A 21,713-nucleotide genomic window follows, 5' to 3' on the forward strand; every position below is an offset into this window, starting at 1 on the left:
AGGATGATGACGTCATACTCACTCACAGCGCCTGCGCACATGCCCATGCGGAACTCCACGCCCACTGGAAGTTATAGCCTCCCAGCCAGCCGGTCACATCCACCACTTCACCGATAAAATAGAGCCCTGGAACATCACGCGCCTCCATCGTTTTCGATGACAGCTGGGTGGTATCGACGCCGCCCAGCGTGACTTCGGCGGTGCGGTAGCCCTCGGTTCCGTTAGGCTGCACGAGCCACTGGTGCAGCGCAGTCGCCAGATCGGCCTGCTGACGGCTGTTCAGCTGCTTCAGCGTGCACTCCGGTACGGTCCCCAGCAGTTGCAGGCACTCAACCAGACGTTTCGGCAGCAGTTTTGCCAGGGTATTTTTCAGGCTCTGATTAGGATGACTGTTACGCTCATCATTAATAAACGCGTCAATATCCTGGCCTGGGGAAAGGTTAACGGTGACAAATTCACCCGGTAGCCAGTAGCTGGAGAGTTGCAGGACCGCCGGGCCAGACAGGCCACGATGGGTAAACAGCAGCGCTTCTTTAAATACCGTGCCGTCTTCGGCGGTGAGTACCGATGGCACCGAGACGCCGGATAGTGTCTGAAGCTGTTCCAGCAGCGGTTTATGCAGGGTAAACGGCACCAGCCCGGCGCGGGTGGGAAACACCTTCAGGCCAAACTGTTCAGCCATTTTATAGCCGAACGGCGACGCACCCAGCCCCGGCATCGATAATCCACCGCTGGCGATCACCAGTTTCTCTGCCTGTACCTCTGTGCCGTTCAGTTGCAGCGTGTAGCCGCTGTCGTCACGCGTGACGGACACCACCTCACTGCGCAAGCGTAATGTGACCTGCCCGTTCTCACACTCTTTCAGCAGCAGGTCAACCACCTGCTGGGCAGAGTCGTCACAGAACAACTGTCCCAGGGTTTTCTCATGCCAGGCAATACCGTGACGGTTAATAAGATCGATAAAATCCCACTGGGTATAACGCGCCAGCGCAGATTTACAAAAATGCGGGTTATGCGACAGGTAAGCCGCAGGTTCGGTGTAAAGGTTGGTGAAATTACAGCGTCCGCCGCCCGACATCAGGATTTTACGCCCGGCTTTTTTGCCATTATCAATCAGCAGCACCCGCAGCCCTTTTTGCCCCGCCTGGGCTGCACAAAACAGACCCGCTGCGCCTGCGCCTACTACGATAACGTCAAACTTTTCCACCACACACTCCGCGCCGACTCTCAAAAACGCTGATTGTAGTGAGTTGGGGCCGGGGATACCAGCTTCAGGCCCCAATCGGGGTTGAAACATTTTGTAACTTTATGATTTTTTAGTCTTTTCACCCGTAACTGTCATCACATTGACACGTTACTGTCAAAAAAAGTCTATATTTCCCTTTCCCCGGGTGCGGTTTGTCGCTGATAATGCGCCGCGTTCATGTCCTCCAAAATGGCGTAACGCTTATGCTACATCTGTTTGCTGGTCTTGATTTTCATACCGGCCTGTTACTGGTACTCGCTCTGTTGTTTGTCTTGATCTACGAAGCAATCAATGGCTTCCATGACACGGCCAATGCAGTCGCTACCGTGATCTATACCCGTGCAATGCGCTCGCAGTTAGCGGTTGTCATGGCAGGGGTGTTCAACTTCTTTGGTGTACTGTTGGGCGGCTTAAGCGTGGCTTACGCTATCGTCCATCTGCTACCCACCGATCTGCTATTGAATGTGGGATCGGCTCACGGGCTGGCCATGGTCTTTTCCATGTTGCTTGCCGCTATTATATGGAATCTCGGCACCTGGTACTTCGGGTTACCGGCTTCCAGCTCTCATACTCTGATTGGTGCCATCATTGGTATCGGCCTGACCAACGCGTTGCTGACTGGCACCTCGGTGGTGGATGCGCTGAACATTCCCAAAATGATCGGTATCTTTATGTCGTTGATTATTTCACCGATTGTCGGCTTAGTGATTGCCGGTGGATTGGTGTTTATCCTGCGCCGCTTCTGGAGCGGGAATAAAAAACGTCAGCGGATTCATATGACTCCAGCCGAGCGTGAAAAGATCGATGGCAAGAAAAAGCCACCGTTCTGGACCCGTATCGCGTTGATTGTCTCGGCGATTGGCGTCAGCTATTCGCACGGCGCAAACGACGGCCAGAAAGGTATCGGCCTGATTATGCTGGTACTGATTGGCGTTGCACCGGCAGGCTTTGTGGTCAATATGAATTCCAGCGGTTATGACATCACTCGCACCCGCGATGCGGTCAACCATCTGGAACAGTATTACCAGCAGCATGCCACCTCGCTGAAGCATATCATCGAGATGTCACCGCCTGCGTTGCCAACGCCGGAAGAGGTGCCAACAGGTCCTCATGAGTTCCATTGTGATGCGGCGCGTGCTTTGCCTGCCATCCAGCGTGCTCAGGGTCTGCTGAACAACCTCTCCAGCTATGATGCGTTAAGCGTGGAACAGCGCGGACAGCTGCGTCGCCTGCTGATGTGTATCTCAGACACCGCAGAGAAAGCCGCCAAGCTGCCGGAAACCAAGCCTGACGACAAACGCTTCCTCAACAAGCTGAAGGGCGACCTGCTCAACACCATTGAGTATGCTCCGGTGTGGATTATCCTGGCCGTCGCGTTGGCGCTGTCACTGGGTACCATGGTTGGCTGGCGTCGTGTTGCCACCACTATCGGTGAGAAAATCGGTAAAAAAGGCATGACTTACGCACAGGGGATGTCTGCTCAGATGACGGCAGCCGTCTCAATCGGTGTGGCAAGTTATACCGGGATGCCGGTTTCAACCACCCACGTCCTCTCCTCTTCCGTTGCCGGTACGATGCTGGTTGACGGCGGCGGCGTGCAGGGGCGCACCATTAAGAACATCCTGCTGGCGTGGGTCTTCACCCTGCCGGTCTCGATTGTCCTTTCCGGTAGCCTGTACTGGCTGGCACTGAAGCTGATTTGATGCGCAGCGGGTGGACCGAAAAAGGTCCGCCCGATAGAACGCATGATTCATCCAGAAGGCGCCCCCTTATCAGGGGCGCCTTTTTTAATGCCAGATGGCCAGCCCAATAAGACTGATAAACACCAACCCACAGAGTGAACTGGTTAATAAAAACTGCCCACGAACGCGCTCGCAGCGTCGGATAAATTCATCATCGTGATGATCAAGATAACGCTGTGCCCAGATATACCCGATCAGCCGCACCTGTTTACTCGGCTGCCCATGAGACGTAAAGAATCCAGCGCCATCTACATACTGATACAGCAACGGATCGCATCCACGCAGCACCACTAACAGCGCCCGCAGTGAAGAGAAATAGCGCGCCATATTCACCAAACAAACGACACAAAGAGCCCAGAAAAGCGCAATGGTGCTGATCATGATCCCCTCCCGGCCACTCATCACGGAAATGCATAACCCGGGCAAAGCCGGATACGCCCCACGATGGTTTCGCCAACCTTATTATTAAGATGATTGCTGCATGCCGATTGACGCCACATAACGCTTTTGCTGCCGTCAATTATCAGTGTAGGAGATATGTTTAAATTTTTTCCAGCGATGTTTACTGCGTCCACCAGCAAAGGGACAAAAATTCATGTTGATCGCCCTCGCAAACGCCGCCGCATGCCACAACACCCGGTAACATTTTTCGCTATACTCACTCTCAACACTTACGTGAAAAGGAGTATTCAAATGGCCTATAAACATATTCTGATTGCCGTCGATCTATCGCCGGAAAGTAAACTGCTGGTCGACAAAGCGGTTTCGATGGCACGACCTTACGATGCGAAGGTGTCCCTGATCCACGTTGATGTGAACTATTCAGACCTCTACACCGGCCTGATTGACGTCAACCTTGGGGATATGCAAAAACGTATTTCTGAAGAGACGCACACTGCACTGACGGATTTGTCCAACAGCGCGGGCTATCCGATTGCGGAAACGTTAAGCGGTAGCGGTGACCTCGGCCAGGTGCTGGTCGATGCCATTAAGCAGTATCAGGTGGACTTAGTGGTTTGCGGGCACCACCAGGATTTCTGGAGCAAGCTGATGTCTTCCGCACGCCAGCTGATCAACACCGTGCATATCGATATGCTGATCGTACCGCTGCGCGACGAAGACGAAGATTAATGTGCCGGGCGGGCTGACCGAAAAAGAAGGTCAGCCGCTACGCCAAAAAAGAAGATCAGCCCCATTATGTCAGGGACGCCCCTTCTTCCCGGTCGTCCCGTGGGGCATTTACGGGTGAATAAATATCAAAACGGTGGCTCTTGGTGGTGACCGCATTCGGTGTGGCAACATCGGCGATGGGCGGCGCATAATCAGGCCGTTTCACCACAACGCGTTTTTTGGCCAGCTGGCGCGCGGGCAGCAGCAGCCCGTCGGCATCTTCATCCGGGCCCACCAGCGACTGGAAAACACGCATCTCTTTCTTCACCAGCGCGCTTTTTTGCTTATGCGGGTACATCGGATCGAGGTACACCACATCAGGCGGAGGGCTGATATCCGTCAGTGCATTGAGACTGGAAGCATGCAGCAGCGTCAGACGCTCACGCAGCCAGAAACCAATCTCCGTATCGGCATAGCCACGACGTAAACCGTCATCGAGCAGCGCGGCGACGACCGGGTTACGTTCCAGCATCCGCACCCGACAGCCAATCGATGCCAGTACAAATGCATCACGCCCCAGCCCGGCGGTCGCATCCACCACATCCGGCAGATAGCCACTTTTGATACCGACGGCTTTCGCCACAGCCTCACCGCGGCCACCGCCGAACTTACGCCGGTGCAGCATCGCCCCGGAGACGAAATCAACAAAGATGCCGCCCAGCTTCGGCTCATCGCGCTTACGCAGCTCCAGATGTTCCGGGGTCAGCACCAGCGCCATCAGCGCGTTTTCATCATGCACCAGCTGCCAGCGGGCAGCTAAAACAGATAAGGCGCCGTTTCCGGCGCCCGTTTCATCTAACAAACAGATGTTCACTGATGACTTACCCTTTGATACCGTAGTGTTTCAGCATCGCATCCAGCTGTGGCTCACGACCACGGAAGCGACGGAACAGCTCCATCGGCTCCTCCGATCCGCCCCGCGTCAGGATATTGTCGAGGAACGACTGCCCGGTTTCCCGGTTAAAAATCCCCTCTTCTTCAAAGCGGGAGTAGGCATCTGCCGCCAGCACATCGGCCCACAGGTAGCTGTAGTAACCTGCGGCATAGCCACCGGCAAAGATATGGCTGAACGCATGCGGGAAGCGGCCCCACGATGGGCCAGGCACCACAGCGACCTGCGCTTTGATCTCTTTCAGAATATCAAGAATACGGGCACCTTTCGCCGGGTCGAACTCGGCATGCAGGCGGAAATCGAACAGGCCGAACTCCAGCTGACGCAGGATAAACAGCGCTGCCTGATAGTTTTTGGCCGCCAGCATTTTCTCCAGCAGATCCTGAGGTAACGGTTCACCGGTTTCGAAATGACCGGAGATAAACGCCAGCGCTTCCGGCTCCCAGCACCAGTTTTCCATAAACTGGCTTGGCAGTTCGACGGCATCCCACGGCACACCGCTGATGCCGGACACGCCTGGGGTTTCAATGCGTGTCAGCATATGATGCAGGCCGTGACCGAACTCATGGAACAGCGTGGTGACTTCATTGTGGGTGAACAGTGCAGGTTTGCCGCTAACCGGACGATTGAAGTTACAGGTCAGATAGGCCACGGGTTTTTGCAGCGTGCCATCGGCTTTACGCATCTGTCCCACGCAGTCATCCATCCACGCCCCACCGCGTTTATGTTCACGCGCATACAGGTCAAGGTAGAAGCTGCCGCGCAGCTCACCGCTTTCATCGAACAAATCGAAGAAACGCACATCAGGGTGATAAACATCCACATCGTGGCGTTCGCTGGCGGTGATGCCATAAATGCGTTTCACCACTTCAAACAGACCATCCAGCGCACGTTGGGCCGGGAAGTACGGACGCAGTTGCTCATCACTGATGGTGTACAGATGTTGTTTCTGCTTTTCGCCGTAGTACGTCAGATCCCAGGGCTCCAGATCCTCAACACCGTGCTCTTTCTTCGCGAAGGCACGCAGCTGAGCGACTTCCTGCTCAGCCTGCGGACGGGCGCGTGTTGCCAGCCCGTTCAGGAAATCAATTACCTGTGCCGGGTTTTCGGCCATTTTGGTCGCCAGCGACTTCTCAGCATAGGATGCAAAACCCAGCAGTTGAGCCAGTTCATGGCGCAGTGCCAGCTCTTCCGCCATCACATTGCTGTTGTCCCACTTCCCGGCATTTGGCCCCTGATCAGAGGCGCGAGTGGAGTAAGCACGGTAAATCTCTTCGCGCAGCGCCTGGTTGTCGCAGTAGGTCATGACGGGCAGATAACTTGGAATATCCAGCGTCAGCAACCAGCCGTCCTGCTCTTTGGCTTCCGCCTGTGCTTTCGCTGCGGCCAGGGCACTTTCCGGCATCCCGGAGAGCTCTTTTTCATCGGTAATCAGCTTGCTCCAGCCCATTGTGGCATCGAGCACGTTGTTGCTGTAGGTCGAACCCAGCTCTGACAGACGCGCGGCGATTTCACCGTAACGCTGCTGCTTCTCTTTCGACAGACCAATACCAGACAGCTCGAAATCACGCAGCGCGTTATCGATAGCTTTCTTCTGCGCAATATCCAGAGCCGCGAAGTTGTCGCCCTCTTTCAGGTCACGATAGGCCTGGTACAGACCTTCGTGCTGCCCCATCCAGGTGCTGTATTCTGACAACAGCGGCAGCGCCTGCTCATACGCCTGGCGCAGTTCAGGGCTGTTTTTTACCGAGTTCAGATGGCTGACCGGCGAGAACAGGCGGCTCAGGCGATCGCCCACTTCGGCCAGCGGCTGCTCAAGGTTATCCCAACTGTACGGCGCCCCCTGGGCCACCACGCGTTCTACCGCCGCACGGCAGTCATCCAGCGCCTGGGTCACAGCGGGGACCACATGTTCAGGTTTAATGGCGGAGAAAGGGGGAAGCGTAAAAGAAGAGAGTAACGGATTGGTCATAGCGCAGTCCTTTAATCGTTGTATGGGGCGCGTTTTCACGCACGATTTCTTTAACATGAGGGTAAGTGTAGTGAAAATCAATGGGTCAGCGTGTCGGCAACGGCTTTCCCCCCGTGCTACCCACCCTTTTCACCGCATTTTACGCATTGCCACACTCAGGTGAGCATTGCATACTCCCCCCGCTTTCATACATCGTATTACTCCGTTACAAACAGGGAGTTTATTTATGTGGTATACGCTGGCGGCCTCGTTACTTTTTTTACCCTTTTATCTGCGCAGTTCACTGATATTACTGACGATCGCCCTCGTCCTGGCTGTGCTGGATCAGACGCTGCTGCCGCCCGGCATTATCGCACTGACGGTGATGGGTGTTGTCGCGGTGTACTGCGCGGTTCAGAAACAACCTCACGCTTTCGCGCTACCCGGTGAAATTATCCTGGTTTTCAGCGCAGTGGCGCTGATGCTGCACATGATCCCTGGAGTGAATAATCTCATCATTGTTTCTGGTGAACAGGCCGGGCCACAGAGTGCGCCCTTTACCTTTTACTACAACCTTGATAAAGCGCTGATCCCGTTTCTGTTACTGGCCTGCCTGCCCACGCTGTTGAAGCGCCCGGCAAAGCCCCCGGCTAACGTGCTCTGGTGGCTGGTTCTGCTAATGTCGATGCCTTTGCTGTTGCTGTTGGCGACCTTTGCTGGCGGCCTGAAGGTGGAACCCCATCTGCCTTCGTGGCTGGGATCGTTTATGCTGGCCAATCTGTTTTTTGTCTGTCTGGCAGAAGAAGCGCTATTTCGCGGCTATATCCAGCAGCGTTTAAGCCAGCTGCTGGGCGACAAACGGGCGCTGCTGATTGCAGCACTGTTGTTTGGTCTGGCCCATTTTTCCGGCGGACTGCTGCTGGTGCTGTTTGCCACGATGGCCGGTGTGATCTACGGCCTTGCCTGGCTGTGGAGCGGACGTTTGTGGGTGGCTACACTGGTGCATTTCTCCTTTAATATGCTGCACCTGCTGCTGTTTACCTATCCGTTCTGGCAGCACATTCCGACCTGAACGCGCTTTTTTAAGCCGTTTTCGCTATAATGACCGCAACCTGTGCCGCCCACTGGCGGCACGCTTGTTTTTACCATCCGGATTATCCCAATACATGCTCAGTTATCGCCACAGCTTCCATGCCGGCAACCATGCCGACGTTCTCAAACACACCGTGCAGAGCCTGATTATCAGCTCGATGAATGAGAAGGAAAAACCCTACCTCTATCTCGATACCCATGCGGGTGCCGGGCGCTACCTGTTAAGCGGTGAGCATGCGGAACGTACCGGAGAGTATCTGGAAGGCATTGCACGTATCTGGCAGCAGGATGATCTGCCGGAAGAGCTGGCGCCTTATATCAGCGTGGTGAAGAACTACAATCCCGGTGGCAAGCTGCGTTACTACCCGGGCTCTCCGCTAATTGCACGCCATCTGCTGCGTGAGTACGACCAGTTACAGCTGACTGAGCTGCACTCCAGCGACTTCCCGATGCTGCGCAGTGAATTCCAGAAGGACGATCGTGCACGTCTCGCCCGCGCCGACGGCTACCAGCAGCTGAAGTCCAAGCTGCCACCGCCGTCACGCCGGGGTCTGATCCTCATTGACCCGCCGTACGAAATGAAAAGCGATTACCAGGCCGTGGTGCAGGGTATTCAGGAAGGGTATAAACGCTTCGGTACGGGCGTGTTTGCCCTGTGGTATCCGGTGGTGCTGCGCCAGCAAATCAAGCGTATGTTCAACGAGCTGCAGGCCACCGGCATTCGCCGTATTCTGCAAATTGAGCTGGGCGTTCGCCCGGACAGTGACCGCTTTGGCATGACCGCCTCCGGGATGATTGTGATTAACCCACCGTGGAAGCTGGAGCAGCAGATGAAAAACGTGCTGCCGTGGCTGGAAAAAGTGCTGGTGCCATCGGGCACCGGTTACTCCAAAGTCAGCTGGATTGTGCCGGAATAACGTTGTGGCCTGCGGGTCGGGCATGTCCGACCCCAACAAAACCCGCCCTACCCTGTAGGGGCGGGGCATGCCTCGCCCAGGTTTATGAGGCACAACTCGCCCGGGTTTATAATGTAAACACCGCGAAATCGTGCGCCATCTCGGTGTGCGGAAATACCGCCCGACACTCCTCCAGCAGCCGTTCACAGTCAGCCCGCAGATAGCGAGAGCTGAGATGCGTCACAATCAGCCGTTTCGCCCCACTCTCCTGCGCCACTGCTGCTGCCTGCGCCGTGGTGGAATGCCCGCGACTGTTGGCTTTCTCTTCCATCGCCACTTCAAGCGTTGCCTCATGCACCATCAGGTCGACGCCCGCTGCCAGCACCGTGGCTGCCGCTGTCGGAGCGGTATCGCCAAAGATGGCCAGGCTGCGCCCTTTTATCTTCTCGCCGACATAATCCCAGCCATTAATCACTCTGCCATCAGTCAACGTGACGCTGCGTCCGTGCTTCAGGTCGTAAAAATACGGCCCGGCAGGCACGCCGTCTGCCGCCAGCTTCGCCGCATCCAGCGCGCCGGGTTTATCATGTTCATCAATGCGGTAACCGTAGCACTCAACCGGGTGGGTCATCGGGTATGCCGTGACGAGGAAATGTTCATCGCGGCACACTTCACCCGCCGTTATCTCGACAATCTCCAGCGGGAAGGTCAGCCACGATCCGCTAAGGCTGATCGCGGTGTCGACAAAGGTTTTGAGCCCTGCCGGGCCATAAATCGTCATTGGATCGGTGGAGCCGTTCATCGATCGACTGGTCAGCAGCCCCGGCAGGCCAAAAATATGATCGCCGTGCAGGTGGGTGATAAAGATCTTTTCGATCTTGCCCGGTTTGATCGGGGTGCGCAGGATCTGATGTTGCGTCCCTTCGCCGCAGTCAAACAGCCAGGTGGCATTACGCACGCCCTGCAAATCCAGCGCGATGCTGGTGACGTTACGTTCACGGCTTGGCGTTCCGGCGCCGGTGCCTAAAAACTGCAATTGCATAATCAACCCACTCCTTCCGTTATGATCCGATGACCCACCTCACTTCAACACGCCCAGTTTAACGCAAAATGTACCGAGACTGGTGTCGTCGCAAAATATCCATTTCCGCCAGCGGTGCTGACATCCGCTCCGCCACCGCTTATTATTTCAGCGAAAAAAATCATAACGGAAGATTTAACCCTTAATCATTGATGACGGGTTTAACACAAGGAGAGTTTTCATATGACCGCACTGCAATGGCCCTGCACTCTGTTCAAGACGCAAAAACGGATGGACGACTATAACGCCCCGGATATGCAATATGGTGATTTAACCCAGGAGCAGTTAAAGAAAAATTTTCTTCTGACAACAGTATCTGAACGGGTCGACCCTTACGCGCTGAAGAAGATTACCGCCTTCAATCGGCCACAGTCGATGTTTGCTGGTTCCCGTCGTGAGACCGATGGCGAGACAATTTCCCGTAGTGAATGCGCCCGGATTATGTTTGATGAATTCCGCTCATTGTCCCATACGTTTTCAATTTACGGCCCTTACAGACACCTGATTGGCAACATGATCACCCATATGCAAAACGCCAACGGTGCAGCATTTACCAGTATGATTTTGGATGCGGCGCTGAAAGAACAGATATTGCGTGACACAACAAAAAACAGCACACGATTGAGAATAGAAAAAGTTCTAGAAGATAAAATAAACTGGGAGGAAAAAAATTATCCTTCAGAAGCGAAAGGGGAGCTGATAGAAGCTATAGCTGGGGGGAAATTACCCAAATTTGACCGACTCCAGGATGTTTTTAATGGCATGAGTATCACCGTTCATGATACCTGGGCAACGCAGATCACGCTGAAAGCCCTACAGATTGATAACGAGCGCTACCATGCGGTATTGCATTACAAAGTGCAGGACCACTTCGGCCTGGATACTCTGGATATTTCTAAATCTAAATTCAAACAGTTCCATTTTTTCCGCCTCTGGTTTGTACTCCAGCGCTACAATAAATTTGGTTTTAAACCCTTTATGACGAACATGGAAGCCACTGTTGATATAGTAGGACGCCGCAATGAAATTAAAAACTAAGATGGCATTTTATACGCTTCTCTTTGTGAGTGGCCTGCTACTCGTTTACCTTTACTGGCTGTCGATGCGCCCTGTAGAAATTGTTGCAGCTCATCATAGAAGCAGTAGTTTTAGTGATATTCTTGTCAGAAACTTTCCATTTACCGATAGAGGTAGAATAGCGTGGTGGCTAAAAAATAAAGAGATGCTAAAAGAAAAATACAACGTGCCTAATCCAAATCCAGATGGTTCATTTTATCTTAATGTTTGGCTGTTCGGTGACGGTTATAAAGAGGTGGGTAAGTACGACAGACTTTGCTTTGAGGATATGAAAACGAAAAAAAACTGTATTGAAAAGGACATAGTATTCACGGTTAGTTACAGTAAAAACATGGGAACCATGTTCGAGGCCTACGATGGCACTTATCGTTTGAAAAACAATGGCGAGATCGTGAAATACATTTCTCATTCTGAGGCCTGGTGAATCCTCCCTCACACTCAGTAAAAAACAACATTAAACGGTCCGCACAGGCCGAGCCTGTGTGGTAATTTTCATCATCGTTAACGATTAAACAAGGAGCGTTTATGAAAAATACTCACAACATTACGGGAGCCCGTAATGGAAATAAATATTAAAAAAACCGCCTACACACTACTACTGGCGGGCGGTATTCTGCACGGTTGTTTCCTCTGGTATTCGCATCGCCCTGTAGAAATCGTTGCCGTTCATCATGGAAGAAGTGGTTACAGCGATGTTCTTGTCAAAAACTTCCCCTTTACTGATAAAGGTAAAATTCACTGGTGGCTGAAAAATAAGGCCATGCTAAAGGAAAAATACAACGTGCCTAATCCGGAACCAGACGGCTCATTTTCTCTTACCGTCTGGCTATTCGGAGACGGTTACAAAGAAGAGGGTAAATATGACCGACTCTGCTTTGAAGATATGAAAACGAAAGTGAATTGTATCGAAAAAGACATCGTTTTCTCCGTCGACAACAGCAAAAACATGGGAACCATGTTTGAGGCCTATGATGGCACTTATCGTTTGCAAAAAAATGGCGAAGTCGTGAAATATGTTGATCACTATGAAGTGTGGTGAATTTATCTGCCAGATTCAATAAAGAACGACATTAAACCATCCGCACAGGACAAGCCTGTGCGTTGATCAGAATCATCGTTAACGATTAAACAAGGATTGTTTATGAAGTCAACCCACATTACGGGAGCCCGTAATGAAAATAAATATTAAAAAAACCGCCTACACACTACTACTGGCGGGCGGTATTCTGCACGGTTGTTTCCTCTGGTATTCGCATCGCCCTGTAGAAATCGTTGCCGTACATCACAGAAGCAGTGGCTTCAGCGATGTTCTTGTCAAAAATTTTCCCTTTACTGATAAAGGTAAAATACACTGGTGGCTGAAAAACAAGGTGATGCTAAATGAAAAATACAATGTGCCTAATCCGGATAAAGAGGGCTCATTTTATCTTACTTTCTGGCTGTTCGGTGACGGTTATAAAGAAGAGGAAAAGTATGATCGCCTCTGTTTTAAGGATATGAAAACAAAAGCGAATTGCATCGATAAAGACGCAATCTTCTCCATCGACAACAGCATAAATATGGGGATGGTGTTCAGAACATATGATGGTACTTATCGTTTGCAAAAAAATGGCGAGATCGTGAAATACGTATATCACTAACGTCAAGATCGTCACTCATAAAACGTTATAAATAGACAAGGACCGTTTATGACAACCACGACTAAAATTATGAGAGTCCGTAATGAAAGCAAAAACTAAGATGGCATTTTATACGCTTCTCTTTGTGAGTGGCCTGCTACTCGGTTACCTTTACTGGCTGTCGATGCGCCCTGTAGAAATTATCGCCATTCATAACAGAGGCAGTCATTTTAATTCTGTAATAGTAAAAAATTTTCCTTTTACAGATAGAGGTAAAATAGCATGGTGGCTGAAAAATAAGGAGATACTGAAGGGTAAATATAACATACCTAATCCTGACCCAGATGGCACATTTTACCTTACTTTCTGGTTATTTGGAGATGGTTATAAAGAAGAGGGAAAGTACGACAGATTATGCTTTGAGGATATGAAAACAAAGAAAAATTGCATAGAAAAGGACATCGTTTTCTCAGTCGACAACAGTAGGAATATGGGAACCATGTTTGAGGCCTACGATGGCACTTATCGTTTGCAAAAAAATGGCGAAGTCGTGAAATATGTTGATCACTATGAAGTGTGGTGAATTTACCCGCCGAATTCACTGAAGCGCATCGTAAAACGATCGGCACAGCCCCGCAATATAACGCGCCGGGGCTGCCATCCTTCACTCGCTTGCCGTTATCGCTCCGGCACTCCGCCGGACTTCACGCTTTCCCAGTCTAAGGCAAAGCGGGCCAGATACTTGCGTAGCCGGTCGGCGTCATTAGGCTGCTTCTTCTGCTGGCGCGAAACGGCAAACAGCGAGCGTCCGGCCTCGGACAGGGAAGATGACTCACGGCAAACCTTCAAAACCGTTTCCAGCTGGCTGTGGTCAAACAAATCCAGCGTTTCCGGTAAAACAACGGCAGGTTCGAGCTGCCAGCTGGCGCGTAAGCGGGCAATCTCCTCTTCCACCTGCGGCAGCTCAATGCGCCCATTGTCTGCCAGCGTTGCCATGCGCGTCACCGAGGCACTCAGTTCGCGGAAGTTCCCGCGCCACACGGCAGCAGGCGCGCAGGCAAATTGCAGATAACGCTGACGAGCCTGCGGCTCAAAACGCACCTGCGACTGCGCATTGCTGGCAAAACGCAACAGTTCAAATTCCAGGTTAGGTTCAATATCTTCCCGCCGCGCCGCCAGTCCTGGTAGGGTAAAGCTCCACATATTGATGCGGGCGTAGAGATCCTCACGAAAGCGCCCTTCCGCCACCCACTGGCGCATATCGCGATGCGTCCCGGCAATCAGCTGAAAATCACTGCTCACCTCTTTATCCGCGCCGAACGGCAGAAAGCGTTTCTCTTCTATGGCTTTCAGTAACATTGCCTGCTCATCCAGCCCCAGTTCGGCAATTTCATCGAGGAAAAGCATCCCGCCGTCCGCTTCACGCAGCAGCCCGTTACGTGCCTGCAATGCCCCGGTAAAGGCCCCTTTCACATGACCAAACAGCGTAGACATCGCGTTATCGCCGCGTAACGTTGCGCAGTTCACCGCGACCAGCCGTCCGCTGACCCGATGGCGCGACTGACGCAGCTGATAAATCCGTTCTGCCAGAAACGATTTTCCTGCTCCTGTCGGCCCGGTCAGCAACAGCGGCGCATCCGAGCGCAGCGCCACACGCTCAATCTGGTCGATCAGGTTGTTAAAGGTCGCATTACGCGTGGAGATCCCACCTTTCAGCAACGACACCGACTCCTGACGTTCGCGCATAAAGCGGCTGGTCAGCGTGGCATAACGGCTGAGATCGAGGTCGATTAGCGTATAAACACCCTCGGTTTTTCCGCTCTCCTGTTCACGCGGGGCGGGCGCGGTCTGTAGCAGGCTGGCTGGCAGGTAACGCGCCTCGGTCAGCAGGAACCAGCAGATCTGAACCACATGCGTTCCGGTGGTGATATGCACCAGATACTCTTCGTTCTCAGTATCAAAAGGATAATGGCGGGAAAAATCGAGCAGCGTGGTATACACCTCTTCGAAGTCCCAGGGGTCATTGAGGGTGATCTGATTCAGCCGCACTTCGGTGTCCGTTGAGACCAGCGCCACATCTTCAGCCATCTGCTGCGCCATCGTCTGACGGTCAGGCTGATGCAGCAGTTCAAGGCGATCGATGGGCAAATCGGGCTGCATACACAGCCCCAGCGTGGGCCGCCATTTGTTCCAGCGGTTTTCCCGTTTACCACGCTTGTCCAGGGTGGTCCCCAGCATACCGATCACGACTCTGCGCTTCATACCCTATCTCTTTATCGCAACATTTATCCCACAGGATAAATTCAGTGTTCCCCTGCCAGCAATACCTTTTGTTCCTGAAAATATAAATCCATTAATAATCAATATATTATAATTTTATTCGCGATATTTCTTCACCTGGCACGCTTCTGGCAATAGTTACCCCGTCAACATGATAGTTACCCCGTCAACATGCTGGAATTGCACGGGTTACGAACCCCGCCAGCGCACCGGGAACGGATGACCGTTTTCCCGCAGGCGTTCTGCCAGCATGAAGACATTGAGCGAAGGGTACAGGGCCAGAACGGGTTCGACTCCCGATTTCGCACCTCTCTCCAAAGAGACTATTAGCAGTACCCAGGCTGTGCAGTCAGCAGCCCACCCGGAGCACCGGCAAACGCGTCGGGTCTGGGGCATCACCTCCGCGCCACCGCCAGTTTCGGGTGCCGCTCAGATGCTCCCCCTGACTTCACGCTGCTGCCCGTGCTCTGCGGTGCACCCTTAATGAAGGAGATAATATGTTTAACAACATCAAAATACGGAAAGGCCATATCGCGTTGCTGGTAAAGAACGACGAATACCAACAGATTCTGCCAGCCGGGGAATATCGTTTCCGCGACTGGCGACGTCAGCTCAAGGTGGCCACCTTTGAGCTGAATCAACCGCTGGATAACACGCTGGCGGACTACCTGCAGCAGCACCATCCGCAGTGGGTGAGCGAGTTTTGCCAGACCGTCGCGGTGCCTGAAACCTGCGTCGGGCTGCACTATAAAAATGACCTGCTGGTAGAACTCCTGCCGCCGGGTACACGCCGCCTGTGGTGGCTGAACGGCAGCGAGCAGCGCGTCGATCTGCTGCCCACCGATGACGTGGCGATCCCGACCTCCATTGTTGCCAGCCTGATGCAACCCCAACTGCGCCAGCACGTGGTGGCCGGTCACGCCGGGGTACTGCTGGCGCTGGTGCCCGCCTGGCATGTGGGGATCCTGAAAGTGGATGGTATGGCGCAGGCGCTGCTGCCACCTGGTACTCGCGGCTACTGGCGCTTTAATCATCAGGTTGAGGTCGACGTGGTGGATACCCGCGTGCAGGCGCTGGAAGTCAGCGGCCAGGAGATCCTGACGCGCGATAAAGTCAGCTTACGCATTAACCTTGCTGCCAACTGGCGTTACAGCGATGTGATGAGTGCCTGGGGGCAACTGACCAAACCGCTGGAATACCTCTACCGTGAGTTACAGTTTGCGCTGCGGGAAGCGGTGGGAACACGCAGCCTGGATGAGCTGCTGGAAAACAAGCAGGTGATTGACGAACTGGTCAGTACGCAGATCCGCCAGAATGTCGCCGCCTGGGGGATGGAGGTGATATCCGTGGGTGTCAAAGACATCATCCTGCCGGGAGAGATGAAGACCATCCTCTCCCGACTGGTGGAAGCGGAAAAATCTGCGCAGGCTAACGTGATCCGTCGGCGTGAAGAGACCGCCGCCACGCGCTCGCTGCTGAACACCGCCAAAGTGATGGAGAACAACCCGGTAGCACTGCGTCTGAAAGAGCTGGAAACCCTGGAAAGGGTGGCAGAGCGCATCGATAAAATCTCCGTGTTCGGCGGCCTGGACCAGGTGCTGAACGGACTGGTACAGATCAAAGGAAACTGACAATGAGTATGCAACAACTGACCGCGCCAGGCGCGGCAATGATAAAAATGTGGACCGAGGGCGTCCCCGTCGATCCCAAAGCGCAGCAACAGCTGCTGAATACGGCACGGATGCCATTTATCTACCGCCATCTGGCCGTAATGCCGGATGTGCACGTCGGTAAAGGCTCGACCATCGGCAGCGTGATCCCAACCAAAGGGGCGATTATCCCGGCGGCGGTTGGCGTGGATATTGGCTGCGGGATGATGGCAGTGCGTACGTCGCTAATGGCCAGCGATCTGCCGGATAATCTGTTCGGCATCCGCAGTGCCATTGAACGTGCGGTGCCGCATGGTCGCAGCAGTGGACGTTCACGTAATGACCGGGGGGCATGGAATACGCCACCGCATGCCGTGGATATCCACTGGCAGGTACTGGACGCGGGCTTTAAACGCATTACCGATAAATACCCGGCGCTGCTGAAAACCAACCATTACCACCACCTTGGTACGCTGGGCACCGGGAACCACTTTATTGAGCTGTGCCTGGATGAAGCGCAGCGCGTCTGGGTGATGCTGCACAGCGGTTCACGCGGCGTCGGCAATGCCATCGGTAACCTGTTTATCACCCTCGCCAGGGAAGATATGCAGCAGCACATCGCGAATCTGCCGGACCGCGATCTGGCTTACTTCAGCGAAGGAAGCCAGCACTTTGCCGACTACATTGAGGCGGTGGAATGGGCGCAGGAGTTTGCGCGTCACAACCGCCAGGTGATGATGCAGCAGACGCTGACGGCACTGGCCCTGGCACTGTCGACGCCGTTTATCGCCGAAGAGCAGGCGGTGAATTGCCACCACAATTATGTGCAGCGTGAACAGCACTTTGGTGAAGACATCCTGGTGACCCGTAAAGGCGCGGTGTCAGCTCGTAAAGGCGAGATGGGGATTATTCCCGGATCGATGGGAGCAAAAAGCTTTATCGTGCGCGGGCTGGGCAATGAAGAGAGTTTCTGTTCATGCAGCCACGGCGCCGGGCGGGTCATGAGCCGCACCGAAGCGAAAAACCGCTTCACGGTGGCCGACCAGCAGCGCGCCACCGCCCACGTTGAGTGCCGCAAAGACAGCAACGTCATCGATGAGATCCCGATGGCGTATAAAGATATCGATGCCGTGATGGCCGCACAGTCATCACTGGTAGAAATTGTGCATACGCTGCGTCAGGTCGTGTGTGTTAAAGGATAAGGAGCAACCTGATGAAAATGGAAGAAACGATCAGCCCGGCTATGCATGAACGTGTGCTGGCAGCGTTAGAAGCGATCGAAGCCCGCCACCACGTGCGCGTGCTGTATGCCTGCGAGTCCGGCAGCCGGGGCTGGGGATTTTCCTCCCCCGACAGTGATTACGATGTGCGCTTTATCTATGTGCATCAGCCCGAGTGGTATCTGCGCATCGAGCCACCGCGGGATGTTATCGAACTGCCGATCGACAGCGAGCTGGATGTCTGCGGCTGGGAGCTGCGTAAAACACTGGGGTTGCTGAAAGCCGCCAACCCGACGCTGATGGAGTGGCTGGATTCACCCGTCATCTATCGCCAGCACCCTGAAACGGTACAGGCGTTACGTGGGCTGGTGCCGGATTTCTTCAGCGATCTGCGGGCGCGCTATCACTATCTGGCCATGGCGAAGAAGAACTTTCGCGGCTATCTTCAGGGCGAACAGGTGCGGCTGAAAAAGTACTTTTACGTGCTGCGCCCGCTGCTGGCCGTGCAGTGGATTGAGGCCGGAAAAGGCGTTCCGCCGATGCGTTTTGATCGACTGATGGCGGATACGGTCAGTGACCCGCTGCTGCGTGCGGAGATCGAGGCATTGCTGGAGCGTAAACGCCAGGCGGGCGAAGCTGAACACGGCCCGCGCCGTGAACGCATCCATGCCTTTATTGAACAACAGCTGGCGCAGCAGGAACGCCCGCCGCTCTCCGATTGCGCCCGACGTGATGTCAGCGCACTAAACCATCTGCTGATGCAGACCGTGCTGACACCGTAATGCAAACAGGCACAGGGTTCGCTCTGTGCCCCCATCATGGTGCGACCTTTTATGGACGCCAGCTGTATTTACACAACACCCCACCACTGCTTATTATTTCACCGATGACAAGCATCAAGGACGACCTACCCAACACCGTTTTGGAAACGGGTATCATACAAGGAGCGTTTTATTATGGCCGCACTCCCCTTACCCTGCACGCTGTTCACCACGCAAAACCGCATGGACGATCACCATGCCAAAGATATGCAATGCGGTGACCTGACGGCGGAACAGTTAAAGACACGGTTTCGCCTTGCTCATGTCTCCGGGCGAGTAAACCCTTTCACGCTGACAAAATTCACCACGTCTAACCGACCGCCATCAATGTACAGTAGCTCACACGGCGCGAGTGAAAAAATAAGCCGTCAGGAATGTGCCCGCATTTTGTTTGACGAGTTCCGCGATTTATCCCGGACATTCTCTATTTACGGTCCTTACAGACATCTGATCGGTCAGATGATCACGCATATGCAGAACGGCATCGGTGCGGCATTTACCAGTATGCATTTGGATTCGGCATTGAAAGAGCACATTCTTAGAGATAATACGGAAAACAGTACCCGAAAATTGTTAGAGAAAGCATTTAATCTATTTATAGACTGGGAAAATAAATGTTATCCCGCAGATAAAAAAGATGAATTACGCAAAGCGATTCTTGAGGGAAAGCTCCCTAAGTTTGACAGATTTCAGGATAACTTCAACGGTATGGGGATTACCGTCCACGATACATGGGCAACGCATATCACACTAAAATTGTTGCAGATTGATTACGATCGCTATCGTGCGGTAGTGCATTACAAAGTGCAGGATCACTTTGGACTGGATAACGCTGATATTTTGAACACTAAATTCAAAGATTTTATTTTTTTCCGTATCTGGTTCGTTCTTCAGCGCTACGATAAATTCGGATTTAAACCTTTTATGACCAATATGGAAGCCACCGTTGAAATTACCGGAGGACGCAATGAGAAGAAAAATTAAGAAAACCCTTTATGCCTTATTGGTTTTAGCGGTTATATTGCATGCTGGCTTACTCTGGTGGTCAAAGCGGCCAGTGGATATTGTTGCCGTTCATAAAAGCGGTAGCCATAGCTATGTTTTAGTAAAAAACTTCCCGTTTCTGGATAAAGAAAAGATCAACTGGTGGGCGAAAAACAAAGCCATGTTGAAAGAAAAATATGACATTCCCAACCCAGAAAAAGAGGGTTTTTATTCTGTGATTTTTTGGGATTTTGGCGAGGGTTATAAAGAAACGGATGGCTATGACCGACTCTGTTTTGATGATATGAAAACAAACATCAACTGTATTGATAAAGAGAAGTACTTTACCGTCTGGAATGGCAGGAATAATGATATCTCATTTGGCGTTCATGATGGTGAGTATTTCATTAAAGAAAACGGTCAGATGGTAAAACGAAAATACGAATAGACGAAATCTCAGCGTGCTGAATCGCCTGCTGATGCAGGCCGTTCTGTTTACAAAACACCCCACTACCGCTTACTATTTCACCAATGACAAGCATCAAGGACGACATACCCAAAACCATTTTGGAAACGGGTATCACACAAGGAGCGTTTTATTATGGCCGCACTACACTTACCCTGCACGCTGTTCGAAACACAAAACCGCATGGACGATCACCATGCCAAAGATATGCAATGCGGTGACCTGACGGCAGAACAGTTAAAAACACGGTTTCGCCTTGCTCATGTCTCCGGGCGAGTAAACCCTTTCACGCTGACAAAATTCACCACGTCTAACCGACCACCATCAATGTACAGTAGCTCACACGGCGCGAGTGAAAAAATAAGCCGTCAGGAGTGTGCCCGCATTTTGTTTGACGAGTTCCGCGATTTATCCCGGATATTCTCTATTTACGGCCCTTACAGACATGTCATCGCTCAGATGATCACGCATATGCAGAACGGAAACGGTGCGGCATTTACCAGTATGCATTTGGATTCGGCGTTGAAAGAGCAAATATTGAATGATAACTCTCCGGAAAACAGTACACGTTTAATCTTGAAAAAAGCATTTAGTGTAAATATAGATTGGGAAAATAAATATTATCCAGTCAATAAAAAGGAAAAAATGATCAAATATATCCTTGATGGAAAGCTCCCTAAATTTGACAGATTTAAGGATAACTTCAATGGTATGGGGATTACCGTCCACGATACATGGGCAACGCATATCACACTAAAATTGTTGCAGATTGATTACGATCGCTATCGTGCGGTAGTGCATTACAAAGTGCAGGATCACTTTGGTCTCGATAACGCTGATATTTTAAACACTAAATTCAAAGATTTTATTTTTTTCCGTATATGGTTCGTTCTTCAGCGCTACGATAAATTCGGATTTAAACCTTTTATGACCAATATGGAAGCAAACATTGAAATTACTGGAAACCGTAATGAAAGTAAAAAATAAGAAAGCATTCTATGCTTCCTCCTGTGTTTGTGCGGTTCTCCTCTGTCTCTGCACTTGGTTGTCCCTTCGTCCAGTAGAGATAGTCGCCATTCATAATGATGGTGAGTTCAGCTCAGTTTTGGTTAAAAACTTCCCATTAACTAATAGTGGAAAAATAAACTGGTGGTTGAAAAACAAAGAAGCACTGGATTCGAAATATAAAATACCCAATTCAGATAGTGATGGCAGTTTTACTATTGTTTTCTGGTTATTTGGTGATGGATATAAAGAGCAAGGTAAGTACGACCGACGATGCTTTATTGATATGAAAACTAAAGAAAACTGCATTGATAAAAAACGGGTTTTTTCCGTTGAGACGGGTAGAAATAATGACATATTATTCACTGTGCGCGATGGAATATATCGCATGAATAAAAAGGGTGAGATTGTGAAGTATGAATATTAAAAAGAAAACACCCGTAAAATAGCTACCTGCTGATGTAGTCAGCGCTACCCCAAGCCATCCCAGGCACAGGGCTTGCTCTGTGCCTTCCCTATCAC

Annotated in this window: 22 protein-coding genes; 16 read left to right on the top strand and 6 right to left on the bottom strand. The window is 52.1% G+C overall.

The window, feature by feature from the left end:
- Positions 1-22: 22 nt before the first annotated feature.
- The gene (locus tag WH277_RS03320) at positions 23-1,207 is read right to left on the bottom strand and encodes an NAD(P)/FAD-dependent oxidoreductase (protein ID WP_339504347.1); all 1,185 of its coding nucleotides are present in this window, start codon (positions 1,205-1,207) and stop codon (positions 23-25) included.
- Positions 1,208-1,449: 242 nt separating this feature from the next.
- Between WH277_RS03320 and pitA the strand changes: the two genes are divergently transcribed.
- Positions 1,450-2,949, top strand: a complete 1,500-nt coding sequence (gene pitA, locus WH277_RS03325; RefSeq protein ID WP_133844350.1) for an inorganic phosphate transporter PitA — start codon at positions 1,450-1,452, stop codon at positions 2,947-2,949.
- Between the two features lie 84 nt (positions 2,950-3,033).
- Here pitA and uspB read toward each other — a convergent pair whose 3' ends face one another.
- Entirely contained in the window at positions 3,034-3,369 is a 336-nt protein-coding gene (gene uspB, locus WH277_RS03330; protein WP_133844352.1) for a universal stress protein UspB, read from the bottom strand.
- A 312-nt stretch (positions 3,370-3,681) separates the two neighbouring features.
- Here uspB and uspA point away from each other — a divergent pair, with 312 nt between their 5' ends.
- Entirely contained in the window at positions 3,682-4,119 is a 438-nt protein-coding gene (gene uspA, locus WH277_RS03335) for a universal stress protein UspA (RefSeq protein WP_133844354.1), read from the top strand.
- A 64-nt stretch (positions 4,120-4,183) separates the two neighbouring features.
- Here the strand turns inward: uspA and rsmJ are convergent, their stop codons facing one another.
- Positions 4,184-4,972, bottom strand: coding sequence for a 16S rRNA (guanine(1516)-N(2))-methyltransferase RsmJ (gene rsmJ / locus WH277_RS03340; RefSeq protein ID WP_167864234.1), 789 nt, complete (start codon positions 4,970-4,972; stop codon positions 4,184-4,186).
- A 7-nt stretch (positions 4,973-4,979) separates the two neighbouring features.
- Positions 4,980-7,022 (bottom strand): oligopeptidase A, encoded by a 2,043-nt coding sequence (gene prlC / locus WH277_RS03345; protein WP_339504350.1) that lies wholly within the window; start codon positions 7,020-7,022, stop codon positions 4,980-4,982.
- A gap of 226 nt (positions 7,023-7,248) precedes the next feature.
- Between prlC and WH277_RS03350 the strand changes: the two genes are divergently transcribed.
- Together WH277_RS03350 and WH277_RS03355 are read left to right on the top strand one after the other, a co-directional pair.
- Positions 7,249-8,073: a CPBP family intramembrane glutamic endopeptidase gene (locus WH277_RS03350; protein ID WP_133844360.1), complete on the top strand. Its 825-nt coding sequence runs from the start codon at positions 7,249-7,251 to the stop codon at positions 8,071-8,073.
- Positions 8,074-8,167: 94 nt separating this feature from the next.
- Positions 8,168-9,010: a 23S rRNA (adenine(2030)-N(6))-methyltransferase RlmJ gene (locus WH277_RS03355; RefSeq protein ID WP_133844363.1), complete on the top strand. Its 843-nt coding sequence runs from the start codon at positions 8,168-8,170 to the stop codon at positions 9,008-9,010.
- 106 nt (positions 9,011-9,116) lie between these two features.
- Here the strand turns inward: WH277_RS03355 and rnz are convergent, their stop codons facing one another.
- On the bottom strand, positions 9,117-10,031 hold the full coding sequence (rnz, locus tag WH277_RS03360; protein ID WP_212813582.1) for a ribonuclease Z: 915 nt from the start codon (positions 10,029-10,031) through the stop codon (positions 9,117-9,119).
- A 222-nt stretch (positions 10,032-10,253) separates the two neighbouring features.
- Here rnz and WH277_RS03365 point away from each other — a divergent pair, with 222 nt between their 5' ends.
- The 5 genes from WH277_RS03365 to WH277_RS03385 all read left to right on the top strand — a co-directional run bounded on the left by WH277_RS03365 (position 10,254) and on the right by WH277_RS03385 (position 13,349).
- Complete coding sequence (locus WH277_RS03365; RefSeq protein ID WP_212813580.1) at positions 10,254-11,108, top strand: YPO3983 family protein; 855 nt, start codon at positions 10,254-10,256, stop codon at positions 11,106-11,108.
- Positions 11,092-11,571, top strand: a complete 480-nt coding sequence (locus WH277_RS03370; protein WP_133844370.1) for a DUF943 family protein — start codon at positions 11,092-11,094, stop codon at positions 11,569-11,571. Before WH277_RS03365 ends, WH277_RS03370 begins: the two co-directional genes overlap by 17 nt.
- 135 nt (positions 11,572-11,706) lie before the next feature.
- The gene (locus tag WH277_RS03375; protein ID WP_212813578.1) at positions 11,707-12,186 is read left to right on the top strand and encodes a DUF943 family protein; all 480 of its coding nucleotides are present in this window, start codon (positions 11,707-11,709) and stop codon (positions 12,184-12,186) included.
- A gap of 133 nt (positions 12,187-12,319) precedes the next feature.
- Positions 12,320-12,787 (top strand): DUF943 family protein, encoded by a 468-nt coding sequence (locus WH277_RS03380; RefSeq protein WP_212813576.1) that lies wholly within the window; start codon positions 12,320-12,322, stop codon positions 12,785-12,787.
- Between the two features lie 82 nt (positions 12,788-12,869).
- A complete protein-coding gene (locus WH277_RS03385) occupies positions 12,870-13,349 on the top strand; it encodes a DUF943 family protein (RefSeq protein ID WP_212813574.1) in 480 nt (159 codons plus the stop codon).
- 95 nt (positions 13,350-13,444) lie between these two features.
- On the opposite strand, the gene rtcR is transcribed toward WH277_RS03385, so the two are convergent.
- On the bottom strand, positions 13,445-15,028 hold the full coding sequence (gene rtcR, locus WH277_RS03390; protein ID WP_339504355.1) for an RNA repair transcriptional activator RtcR: 1,584 nt from the start codon (positions 15,026-15,028) through the stop codon (positions 13,445-13,447).
- Positions 15,029-15,543: 515 nt separating this feature from the next.
- On the opposite strand from rtcR, the gene WH277_RS03395 reads away from it, so the two are divergent.
- The 7 genes from WH277_RS03395 to WH277_RS03425 all read left to right on the top strand — a co-directional run bounded on the left by WH277_RS03395 (position 15,544) and on the right by WH277_RS03425 (position 21,618).
- Positions 15,544-16,677 carry a slipin family protein gene (locus WH277_RS03395; RefSeq protein ID WP_133844380.1) on the top strand — a complete coding sequence of 378 codons (1,134 nt, stop codon included), beginning with the start codon at positions 15,544-15,546 and terminating at the stop codon, positions 16,675-16,677.
- Positions 16,678-16,679: 2 nt separating this feature from the next.
- The gene (locus WH277_RS03400) at positions 16,680-17,897 is read left to right on the top strand and encodes an RtcB family protein (RefSeq protein WP_133844382.1); all 1,218 of its coding nucleotides are present in this window, start codon (positions 16,680-16,682) and stop codon (positions 17,895-17,897) included.
- Positions 17,898-17,914: 17 nt separating this feature from the next.
- Positions 17,915-18,697 (top strand): nucleotidyltransferase domain-containing protein, encoded by a 783-nt coding sequence (locus WH277_RS03405; RefSeq protein ID WP_339504422.1) that lies wholly within the window; start codon positions 17,915-17,917, stop codon positions 18,695-18,697.
- Between the two features lie 174 nt (positions 18,698-18,871).
- Entirely contained in the window at positions 18,872-19,720 is an 849-nt protein-coding gene (locus WH277_RS03410) for a YPO3983 family protein (protein ID WP_339504357.1), read from the top strand.
- Positions 19,704-20,168 (top strand): DUF943 family protein, encoded by a 465-nt coding sequence (locus WH277_RS03415; RefSeq protein WP_159337753.1) that lies wholly within the window; start codon positions 19,704-19,706, stop codon positions 20,166-20,168. The genes WH277_RS03410 and WH277_RS03415 overlap by 17 nt, the downstream gene beginning before the upstream one ends.
- 153 nt (positions 20,169-20,321) lie before the next feature.
- Positions 20,322-21,173: a YPO3983 family protein gene (locus WH277_RS03420; RefSeq protein WP_339504360.1), complete on the top strand. Its 852-nt coding sequence runs from the start codon at positions 20,322-20,324 to the stop codon at positions 21,171-21,173.
- On the top strand, positions 21,157-21,618 hold the full coding sequence (locus WH277_RS03425; RefSeq protein WP_212813568.1) for a DUF943 family protein: 462 nt from the start codon (positions 21,157-21,159) through the stop codon (positions 21,616-21,618). Before WH277_RS03420 ends, WH277_RS03425 begins: the two co-directional genes overlap by 17 nt.
- Positions 21,619-21,713 lie beyond the last annotated feature (95 nt).

It is taken from the genome of Erwinia sp. MYb416 (assembly GCF_037479575.1).
GTDB classification, from domain to species: domain Bacteria; phylum Pseudomonadota; class Gammaproteobacteria; order Enterobacterales; family Enterobacteriaceae; genus Erwinia; species Erwinia rhapontici.